Origin of the sequence: Saccharothrix saharensis (genome assembly GCF_006716745.1) — a bacterium.
Classification (GTDB): domain Bacteria; phylum Actinomycetota; class Actinomycetes; order Mycobacteriales; family Pseudonocardiaceae; genus Actinosynnema; species Actinosynnema saharense.
Genome location: NZ_VFPP01000001.1, coordinates 1,292,803 through 1,302,141 on the forward strand (window position 1 = coordinate 1,292,803; position 9,339 = coordinate 1,302,141).

Genomic DNA, 9,339 nt, shown 5'->3' on the forward strand with positions numbered 1-9,339 from the left:
CCGGTGATCGCTGCGGAGTTCGTCGGGAAAAAGCTCGATCCCGTGGTGCTGCGAGTACCGCGGGAACGGGTCGTCGCATTCGCCCGGGCCATCGGCGAGGACGCCGCCGTGCACGTCGACGTCGACGCGGCGAGAGCCGCCGGACATCCGGACGTGGTATTGCCACCGACGATGCTGTTCGGCCTGGAACTCGAGGCCCGGGGCGAGGGGCTGTTGGTCGACATGGGCCTCGACCCGTTGCGCGTGCTGCACGCCGAGCAATCGTTCACCTACCACCGGAGCGTGCACGCCGGTGCGGAGTTGCGGTTCGAGAGCGTGGTCGCCGACGTTTACCGGCGGATGGGCGGTCGATTGGAGTTCATCGTGCAGGAGAGCGCCGTGCACCGGGGTGGTGAGCACGTGGTGGATTTGCGCCAGGTGCTCGTCGTCGAGGAAAAGGGTGCGGCGTGAGCGCGCCCGCGGTCGGTGACCGGTTGCCTTCCCGGGAAGTGCCCGCGATCACGCGGGACGAACTTCGGGAGTTCGCAGCCGCGTCGGGCGACGACAACCCCGTGCACCTCGACGACGCCGCCGCGCGGCAGGGTGGGCTGGACGGGGTCGTGGTCCACGGGATGCTCGTGATGGCGCACCTCGGCCGTCTGGTCACGTCGTGGCCGGCGGCGGGCGCGGTGCGGTCGTTCAAGGCCAGGTTCACCGCGCCGACGCCGGTCGGGTCACGGCTGACGTGCGGCGGGAAGGTCGCCTCCGTCGACGTCGCCGCCGGGACCGCCAGGGTGCAGGTGAGCGCGGTGCGGGACGACGGCGTGGCGGTCGCGCGCGGCGAGGCCGTGGTGGAGCTGGCGCGGTGAGCCGGTCCGTGCTGGTCGTGGGCGCGAGCCGGGGCATCGGCGAGGCGGTGGCGCGCGAGTTCGCGCGGGCCGGTGACCGGGTGGCGGGCACGCACCGGGGATCGGGCGTGCCGGTCGACGGGGTGTTCGGGGTGGCGCTGGACCTGGCCGACGGCGACCGGGTGGCCACCGCGGTCGCCGAGGTCACCGCCCACCAGGGGGCGCCGGAGGTCGTCGTGCTGAACGCGGGCCTGACCCGCGACGGGCTGCTCGCCCGGATGCCGGAGGCGCACTACCGGGAGATCATCGAGGTCACCCAGCTCGGCGCGTTCCGCGTGCTGCAACAGGTGCTGCCGGCCATGGCGAAGGCGCGCACCGGGTCGGTCGTCCTGATCTCCTCCGCCTCCGCACGCGCGGGCTCACCCGGCCAGGCGAACTACGCGGCGGCCAAGGCGGCGCTGGAGGGGTTCGCCCGGTCCGTGGCGCTGGAGTACGGGCGGCGCGGGGTGCGGGTCAACGTCGTCGCACCGGGCCCCGTGGACACCGACATGGTCGCCGTGCTGACGGAGAAGCAGCGGCAGGCGCTGGTGGACCAGGTGCCCCTGGGCCGCCTGGCCCGACCGGAGGAGATCGCCGAGGTGGTGCGCTGGGTCGCCGGCTCCACCTACGTGACCGGCGCGACGATCCCCGTCACGGGCGGCGGCGCGCTCGGCTGGTGAGGTCCGGCGGAACGCACGAGCCGGGAACGCCCCCGACCGGGCACCATGCGCTCGTGCCCGATCCGCGCCGGGACGACGTCGCGAGCCGGTTCCACCCCGAGTGGAGCGGCGCGCTGCCGGACCCGCACGTCCCCGACCCCACCGCCGAGGACTGGCAGTCGGTCGTGGACCTCGTGCGGTCGACGGGGTGGGGTGCTGTGCTCGTTCATCCGCGCCACCGGTCGCCGCCTGCGCGAACCGGTCCTGATGACGCCCGAGGGCACGGACGCGGTCGTGGTGCTGCGGTACGACGTCGACCAGGACCGGGTCGTGCTGGTGGCCGACCCGTGAGCGCGTGGCGTCACACCAGGTCGTTCTCCTGGGCGTAGATCGCGGCCTGGACCCGGGAGCGCAGGTCCAGCTTGGTCAGGATGCGGGAGACGTGGGTCTTCGCCGTCGCGCCGCTGATGAACAGCTCGTGGGCGATCTGGGCGTTCGACAGGCCACGCCCGAGGCACCGCAGCACGTCCAGCTCGCGCTCGGTCAGCTGGTCGAGGCGGCTGTCGGCGGCCGGCTGGGCCTTCACCGGGGACTCGGCGTAGGCCTTGATCAGCTTGCGGGTGATCTCCGGGCCCAGCACGTTCTCGCCCGCCGCGACCAGCCGCACCGCCTCCACCAGCCGCGGCGCGTCGACGGACTTCAGCAGGAAGCCCGCCGCGCCCGCCCGCAGCGCCGCGAACACGTACTCGTCCAGGTCGAACGTGGTCAGCACGAGCACCTGCGCCACGCTCTCACCGTGCAACGCCCTGGTCGCGGCGATGCCGTCCAGGCCGGGCATGCGGATGTCCATCAGCACGACGTCCGGCCGCAGCGCCTTCGCCTGCCGGACCGCCGCCGCGCCGTCACCGGCCTCACCGACCACCTCGATCCCCTCGGCGTTGCCCAGGATCAGCACCAGGCCCGCGCGCACGGCCGCGTGGTCGTCCACCACCAGCACCCGGACGCTCACCGCTCCACCTCGGGCAGGGGCAGCACCGCGCGGACCTTCCACGTGCCGTCGGTCGGACCGGCGGTGAGCGAGCCGCCCACCGCCGCGGTGCGTTCCCGCATGTTCAGCAGCCCGGTGCCCAGCCCTCCCCCGTCACCGCCCTCCCGCAGGTCGTTGACCACTTCCAGCACCATCCCGGTGTCGGTGCGGCGCAGTTCGAGGACGACGTTCGTGCGCGGTGCGTGCTTCATGGCGTTGGTCAGCGCCTCCTGGGCGATCCGGTACGCGGTCAGGTCCACCGCGGCGGGCAACGGCTCGGTGTCGTCGTAGTCGACCCGCACGTCCAGCCTCATCCCACCCGCCTGCGCCGACTCGATCAGCCGACCGAGCTGCGCCAGCCGGGCGGGCGCGGTCGGCTCGTCCGGGGCCGTCACGTCGGCGCGCAGCAGGTTGATCATGGCGCGCATCTCCTCCAACGCGCTCACGCTGTTCTCGCGCACGGACTTGAGGACCACTCGCGTCATCGGGTCCTCGTCCTTCAACGACAACGCGGCCTCGGCCTGGATGGCTATCGCGGACAGGTGCCCGGCGATCACGTCGTGCAGGTCACGGGCCATGTGGGCGCGTTCGGCGGCGACCGCGGCCGTGCGGTCCAGCTCGGCGATCTTGGCCAACTGGCGGGCGTTCGCGCGTTCCACCTCGGCCATCCGCTGGTGCTGCCGCACGTTCGTCGCCCACCACACCGGGATCAGCAGGAACGGCAGCACCGCGAACGCCGCCAGCACGGTCGCCCGCCAGCCCGGCACCAGCAGGACGGTGGCGGTGATCGTGCTGATCGAGGTGAGCACCGCGATCGGCACCATGTCGCGGCTGAGCCGGCGCGGGCCGTACAGCGTGGCCGCGTAGAGCAGGTCGGCGTACACGACGAGCGTCGGCGTGCTGACCCCGATCACGCAGTCCACGAGCAGGAACGCCGTGCCGACCGCCAGGGCCGTGCCCGGCGCGATCCGGCGGAACGCCTCCACCGCGCAGACGCCGCCGAACAACAGCACCCGCACCCACAGCGGAATGGGGTCGTCGAGGTTGAACAACGGGTACAGGCCGGTGGCGAACAACACCGAGCCGACCAGCAACGAGCTGATCACGATGAGCGCGTCGTGCTGCCACTCCGGCAACTTCCGCAGCCCGGAGACGACCCGACTTATTCCGGCGTGCACCGCGCGATCACAGCACACACCCACCCGGCTCGCATCGGCCGAAGTGATGACCCGTGATCGCTCCGACCGCCGATGCCGCGCGCCCGCGCGCTTGGCGATGATGGTGTCACGGCAGGCGCACCGCCCGTCGACCACACCGGGAGGAGCGGATGTCACCATGAAAAGCGTGGCGGTAGCACTGGCGGTGGTGTCGGCTTTCGCGCTGAGCGCCTGCGACCCGGCCGCCGACCGGTCTTCGCCGGACAACACCGATGACGGTCGCACGACTTTGCTGTGCCACGTGGCGAACGGGTGGGTTTCCGCGAGTCCGGACGGCAAGAGCGAAGCCGCGAGGACATTGGGTTCGGTAATCGACGACATCGCCGGGAACATGGACGAATCGTCGCGGGCTGCCAAGGTGTTGGCCGCGGCCCGCCAGTTGTTGTCGGACAGGTCGGAGGACATCGCCGACGGCGCCGCGAAGATCGAGGAACTGTGCTGAGGGTGTGCCCGCGCCCGCTGAGGAGGACAAGTGGCTGACGGCAAGGTGAACGACGGTCGGTGGGCCCCGTGGTGGGTGTACGTCGTCCTGATCGTCGGGTGCAACCTGATCAAGCAGTACTTCATCGGCGGCAAGGTGTCCGACGTGGCCAACGTCGCGATCACGGTGGCGATGGTCGGCGCGCTGATCTTCGTCATCACGGCGGTGTACCGGTCGATGGTCGCCACCCGGCGGCGGTGACGTCGACCGGGACGCGGCGGCCTCCCCTGGCCGCCGACCGGTAGGTGGGACGGGCGCCCGTCCCACCTACCGCTGTTCACCGGGCCGCCACGCGGCGGTAGGCACGCATGCTCAACGGCACGAACACCGCCACGATCAGCAGCGACGACAGCCAGGCGTAGGCCAGCGCGTGGTCGTCCGGCCAGGAACCGGACACCACGTCCAGCCCCGGCACGGTGTTGCCGAACAGCCCGCGCACCGCGTTGATCACGGCTGTCAGCGGGTTCCACTCGGCGATCACGCGCAGCGGGCCGGGCATCGACTCCTCCGGCACGAACCCGGACGACACGAACGTCAGCGGCGTCAGCCAGATCAGCCCCGCGCTCTGCGCCGCCTCCGGGCTCGGCGAGACCAGCCCGATGAGCGCCCCGATCCACGACATGGCGAACGCGAACACCAGCAGCACCAGGAACGCCAGCACGGCGTCGAGGACGCTGCCGCGCACCCGCCAGCCGATGAGCAGGCCGCACAGGCACGTCACCAGCATCGCCACCACGCTCACCGCCAGGTCGGACAGCGTGCGGCCGACCATCACCGACACGCCGGACATCGGCAGCGACCGCAGCCGGTCGATGAACCCCTTGCGCAGATCGGTCGACAGCCCGATGACGGTGAACGCGGAGTTGAACGCCAGCGTCTGCACCAGGATGCCCGCCAGCAGGTACTCGCGGTAGGCCGCACCGCCGAGCAGGCCGCCGAACACGAACCCGAACAGCAGCACGAACATCACCGGCTGCACCACCGCGGCGAACGCCCAGTCCACGCTGCGCCGCACGTGCAGCAGGTTGCGCCAGGCGATCATCCACCCGTCGACCGCGACCTTGGCCACTGCGGTCACGAGTCCTCCCCGTCGTCGGCGCGGTCGGTCAGCATCAGGAACACGTCGTCCAGCTTGGGCCGGTGCAGCGACACGTCGAGCACCCGCACGTCCTGCGCGTCGAGCCGCTTCAACGCCTCCACCAACGTCTTGGGGCCGACGTGCACGAGCACGTGCGCCCGCCGCAAGTGGTCGTCCACCACGGGTTCGGCCGCGCCGACCTCCGCCAGCACGCGCGTCAACGCGGGCAGGTCGGCCGCGTCGGCGACGACGATCTCCAACCGTTCGCTGCCCACGCGCGCCTTCAGCTCGTCCGACGTGCCCCGCTCGACCACCCGGCCGCGGTCGATCACCACGATCGAGTCGGCGAGCTGGTCGGCCTCCTCCAGGTACTGGGTGGTCAGCAGCACGGACGCGCCGTCGTCCACCAGCCGCCGCACCATCTCCCAGGTGTCCAGGCGGGACCGCGGGTCCAGACCCGTGGTCGGCTCGTCCAGCACGACGACCGGTGGCCGGGCGACGAGCGCGCCCGCCAGGTCCAGCCGCCGCCGCATGCCGCCGGAGTAGGTGCGCAGCAGCCGGGACGCGGCCTGCTCCAGCCGGAACAGCGCCAGCAGCTCCCGGGCGCGCTCCCGCGCCGCGGCGGCCTTGAAGCCGTACAGCCTGCCGACCAGGTACAGGTTCTCGTACCCGGTCAGGCTCTCGTCCACGGCCGCGTACTGCCCGGACAGGCCGATGGACCGCCGCACGTCCGCGGACTGCGAGACGACGTCGTAGCCGGCCACGCGGACGTCGCCCGCGTCGGGCCGCAGCAACGTCGTCAGCACCCGCACCATCGTGGTCTTGCCGGCCCCGTTGGGGCCCAGCAGGCCCAGCACCGTCCCGGTGGGGACGGTCAGGTCCACGCCGTCGAGGGCGCGGTGCGCCTTGTAGGACTTGACGACGCCTCGCGCCTCGACGGCTGCGATCACCGCTCCTCCTCCATCTGGTAGTCCGGCTCGGGCGGGAACGACGTCAGGCGCAGCGGCCGGCCGACGAGCCAGATCGCGGTCACCGCCGACGAGACGCCCAGCGGTGGTCGGGCCGGTCGCGGGCCACCGGCGAAGCGGTGCGCGAACCACGCGGCCGCCCGCGCCACCAGGTACGGACCGAACGCCACGCTGATGCCCGGGTAGGCCGCGGCGAGGCTGTGCGTCATGCCCGGCGTGCCGCCCGTGCGCAGGTCGACGGCGCACGCCACCACCAGCACCAGGTCGACCACCGGCACGCCCACCAGCAGCGCGCCGCCCACCCGGGGCCTGCGCAGCGCGTACCGGGCGAGCAGCCCCGAGGCCGGCACCACCCAGAACGCGACCTCGCACGCCACGATCAGGTACAGCACGAACGGGTCCTACCCAGCCTGCGCCATCACCCACGGTCACGACTCCACCGGCGGCGTCGCGACCGGCACGCCGGGCCGGTCCCCGACCACGTGCGCGCCACCGTCCACGTGGACGATCTCGCCGGTCGTCGCGGGGAACCAGTCCGACAGCAGGGCCACGCACGCCCGCGCCACGGGCGTGAACTCCTGGTCGTCCCAGCCGAGCGGCGACTTGCCGTGCCACCGCTGCCCTTCCCGGCGGGCCGCCTCGTCACCGCCCGGTCCGATCGCGACGGCCGCGGTGGTGCGCAGCGGGCCGGCGGCGACGAGGTTGACCCGGATGCCGTCCCGGCCCAGGTAGGACGCCAGGTACCGGGCGCAGGACTCCAGCGCGGCCTTGGCCACGCCCATCCAGTCGTACTCGGCGTAGGCCTGCGAGGCGTCGAAGTCCAGCCCCACCACGGAACTGCCCGGACCCAGCATCGGCCGCACGGCCCGCACGAGCGCCTGCAACGAGTACGCGGACACGTGGAACGCGGGCGCGACGTCGTCCCAGCGCGCGGTGAGGAAGTTGCCGCCGAGCGCCTCGGGCGGCGCGTAGGCGACGGAGTGCAGCACGCCGTCGATCCGGTCGGCGTGCGCGCCGATCCGCTCCGGCAGGGACGCGAGGTGGTCGGCGTCGGTGACGTCGAGCTCCACCACCGGCGCGGGTGACGGCAGGCGTTGCGCGAGCCGTTCCACCAGGCGCACCCGGCCGTACGCGGTGAGCACGACGGCCGCGCCTTCCTCCTGCGCCAGCCGTGCCACGTGGTAGGCGATGGAGTTCGGCGTCAACACGCCCGTGACGAGCAGGGTCTTGCCCTTGAGCAGGTCCACGGCTCAGCTCTCCAGCACGTAGCCGTCGCCGAGGCGGTGACCCCGGGAGCGGCGCAGGTCGGCGAACACGAACGTGCGCTGCAACCAGCGGTCCGCGCCGTCGTAGCGCGGGGTGAACGCCGACCGGCCGTGCACGGTGACCCGGTTGTCCACGATGGCCAGGTCGCCCGCGGCCAGCCGCAGCCCGTTGAACGAGTTGTCGAACAGCTCGCCCAGCTCGTCCATCGCCGCGGCGGCCCGTTCGGTCACCGGCCGGGTGGCCGCCTGGTCGACGCACAGGTCCGGGTCGTCGGGGTCGCCGTGCAGCACGGCCCGGGGCGGCACCTCGCCGGACGTCGCGCCGAACGAGGGCGGCGGCGCGGTGACGAACTCGGCCGACGACAGCGCCGCGCGGGCCTGCTCGCCCAGCTTGGGCAGCACCTGCCGGGAGCAGACCAGCCGCAGCTCGGCGACCCGCTCGTGGTCCGGCCGCACGCACACCAGCAGCACGAAGTCGGGCCGGTGCTGGTGGAACGCGTTCTCGGTGTGGAAGGTCAGGTGCGCCGACCCGACGTTGCCCTGCACCTCCTCCTTGCCCGGCACCGGCACCACGTTCTGCACCAGCGCGCCGGACTTCTCCGCGCGGAACGCGCCCGGGTCGCCCAGGCCGTGCGCCACGAGCAGCAGCACGGCGGCGGACACGGTTGCCTCGCGCACCACCGAGCCGTCGGCCTTCGGCGTGGGCGGGAGGTTGCCCTCGTCCACGGGCAGGTTGCGCAGCAGCAGCGCGCCGCCCGCGCCCGAGTCGCGACGGAACTCCTTGAGGGTGTGCCGCAGCGTCGCGGGCGCGTCCTCCCACGCCCGGCGCGCGGCGGCGACCCACTCGGGGCTGTCGAGCCGACCGCCCGCCACGCCCAGCAGGTCCCGGGCGATCCGGTCGAGCCACGCGTGCTCGTCGGCGTCCAGCGTGGCGGTGGTCAGCGTGTCCTGGTTGTCCAACAACATTTCCCTCACCCTTAGTGAGTCGTCACCGGGCGGACCCGCCCGAGGTGTGCGGAGATCGCCCCGAGCAGGGCGGTCGGGTCGTGCCGGAAGTAGAAGTGCCCGCCGGGGAACGCGCGGTGCTCGCGCAGCCCGCCGGACGCGGTCAGCTCGCGCCACGCCTCGCCGCGCTCGTGGTCGACGTCGGGGTCGGCGTCGCCGCGGTAGATCACGAGCGGTGTGCGCACCGCGGCCGGTGGTGCGGTGGGCGCGTACCGCTCGATGAGCCGGTAGTCGGCGCGGATCGTGGGCAGCAGCAGCTCGCGCAGGTCGGGGTCGGCCAGCGCGGCGGCGTCGTCGCCGGACACGCGGGTGATCTCGGCGACCAGCGCGTCGTCGTCACGGGTGTGCAGGTCCCGTGGCGTGCGGCGGTGCGGTGCGGCGAACCCGGAGGCCACCAGCAGCGCGGGCGGCCGGCCTCGTTCCTCGCACCGCCGGGTGACCTCGTAGGCGATGGCCGCGCCCATGCTGTGCCCGAACAGCACCACGGGCCGGTCGAGCAGCGGCGCGAGCACGTCGGCGAGCACGTCGGCCATCGCCGCCATGTCGTCCACCGGCGCGTCGACCAGGCGTTCCTCCCGGCCGGGGTACTGCACGACGCGCGTCTCGACCGACGCGGGCAGCCGCGCGCCCCAGTCGCGGTAGTAGCTCGCCGAGCCGCCCGCGTGCGGCAGGCACACGAGGGTCAGCTCGGCCGACGGCCGGGGCGTGCGCGTGCGCAGCCAGCGGTCGGCGGTGGTCGTGGCCGCCATGCGCACCTCCTTGTCTCGGACGGG

Annotated in this window: 14 protein-coding genes; 6 read left to right on the plus strand and 8 right to left on the minus strand. The window is 73.0% G+C overall.

Annotated features, from left to right (window positions below; genetic code table 11):
- Window positions 1–3 precede the first annotated feature (3 nt).
- From FHX81_RS04955 to FHX81_RS41835, 4 genes are all read left to right on the plus strand, one after another.
- Entirely contained in the window at window positions 4–450 is a 447-nt protein-coding gene (locus tag FHX81_RS04955; protein WP_141975469.1) for an FAS1-like dehydratase domain-containing protein, read from the plus strand.
- Window positions 447–848, plus strand: a complete 402-nt coding sequence (locus FHX81_RS04960) for a MaoC family dehydratase (protein WP_141975471.1) — start codon at window positions 447–449, stop codon at window positions 846–848. Before FHX81_RS04955 ends, FHX81_RS04960 begins: the two co-directional genes overlap by 4 nt.
- Window positions 845–1,546 (plus strand): SDR family oxidoreductase, encoded by a 702-nt coding sequence (locus FHX81_RS04965; protein ID WP_141975474.1) that lies wholly within the window; start codon window positions 845–847, stop codon window positions 1,544–1,546. The genes FHX81_RS04960 and FHX81_RS04965 overlap by 4 nt, the downstream gene beginning before the upstream one ends.
- Before the next feature lie 192 nt (window positions 1,547–1,738).
- A complete protein-coding gene (locus FHX81_RS41835) occupies window positions 1,739–1,876 on the plus strand; it encodes a hypothetical protein (RefSeq protein ID WP_246107634.1) in 138 nt (45 codons plus the stop codon).
- 10 nt (window positions 1,877–1,886) lie between these two features.
- Here FHX81_RS41835 and FHX81_RS04975 read toward each other — a convergent pair whose 3' ends face one another.
- Window positions 1,887–2,534, minus strand: a complete 648-nt coding sequence (locus FHX81_RS04975) for a response regulator (RefSeq protein ID WP_141975476.1) — start codon at window positions 2,532–2,534, stop codon at window positions 1,887–1,889.
- Complete coding sequence (locus tag FHX81_RS04980) at window positions 2,531–3,730, minus strand: sensor histidine kinase (RefSeq protein WP_246107635.1); 1,200 nt, start codon at window positions 3,728–3,730, stop codon at window positions 2,531–2,533. Before FHX81_RS04980 ends, FHX81_RS04975 begins: the two co-directional genes overlap by 4 nt.
- A gap of 166 nt (window positions 3,731–3,896) precedes the next feature.
- Between FHX81_RS04980 and FHX81_RS04985 the strand changes: the two genes are divergently transcribed.
- Window positions 3,897–4,211 carry a hypothetical protein gene (locus tag FHX81_RS04985; RefSeq protein ID WP_141975478.1) on the plus strand — a complete coding sequence of 105 codons (315 nt, stop codon included), beginning with the start codon at window positions 3,897–3,899 and terminating at the stop codon, window positions 4,209–4,211.
- A 30-nt stretch (window positions 4,212–4,241) separates the two neighbouring features.
- Window positions 4,242–4,451, plus strand: coding sequence for a hypothetical protein (locus FHX81_RS04990; protein WP_141975480.1), 210 nt, complete (start codon window positions 4,242–4,244; stop codon window positions 4,449–4,451).
- A 76-nt stretch (window positions 4,452–4,527) separates the two neighbouring features.
- On the opposite strand, the gene FHX81_RS04995 is transcribed toward FHX81_RS04990, so the two are convergent.
- The 6 genes from FHX81_RS04995 to FHX81_RS05020 are packed head-to-tail and all read right to left on the minus strand — an operon-like array spanning window position 4,528 to window position 9,315.
- Entirely contained in the window at window positions 4,528–5,328 is an 801-nt protein-coding gene (locus FHX81_RS04995; protein WP_141975482.1) for an ABC transporter permease, read from the minus strand.
- Window positions 5,325–6,275, minus strand: coding sequence for an ATP-binding cassette domain-containing protein (locus FHX81_RS05000; RefSeq protein WP_141983743.1), 951 nt, complete (start codon window positions 6,273–6,275; stop codon window positions 5,325–5,327). The genes FHX81_RS04995 and FHX81_RS05000 overlap by 4 nt, the downstream gene beginning before the upstream one ends.
- On the minus strand, window positions 6,275–6,688 hold the full coding sequence (locus FHX81_RS05005) for a hypothetical protein (protein ID WP_141975484.1): 414 nt from the start codon (window positions 6,686–6,688) through the stop codon (window positions 6,275–6,277). Before FHX81_RS05005 ends, FHX81_RS05000 begins: the two co-directional genes overlap by 1 nt.
- Window positions 6,689–6,724: 36 nt before the next feature.
- The gene (gene fabI / locus FHX81_RS05010) at window positions 6,725–7,543 is read right to left on the minus strand and encodes an enoyl-ACP reductase FabI (protein WP_141975486.1); all 819 of its coding nucleotides are present in this window, start codon (window positions 7,541–7,543) and stop codon (window positions 6,725–6,727) included.
- Window positions 7,544–7,546: 3 nt separating this feature from the next.
- Window positions 7,547–8,527, minus strand: a complete 981-nt coding sequence (locus tag FHX81_RS05015; RefSeq protein WP_141975488.1) for a TauD/TfdA family dioxygenase — start codon at window positions 8,525–8,527, stop codon at window positions 7,547–7,549.
- Between the two features lie 11 nt (window positions 8,528–8,538).
- On the minus strand, window positions 8,539–9,315 hold the full coding sequence (locus FHX81_RS05020; protein ID WP_141975490.1) for a thioesterase II family protein: 777 nt from the start codon (window positions 9,313–9,315) through the stop codon (window positions 8,539–8,541).
- Window positions 9,316–9,339 lie beyond the last annotated feature (24 nt).

Coding starts and splice junctions, on each gene's coding strand:
- FHX81_RS05015 (WP_141975488.1), bottom strand. CDS start 8,527: ATGTTGTTGGACAACCAGGACACGCTGACCACCGCCACGCTGGACGCC.
- FHX81_RS05020 (WP_141975490.1), bottom strand. CDS start 9,315: ATGGCGGCCACGACCACCGCCGACCGCTGGCTGCGCACGCGCACGCCC.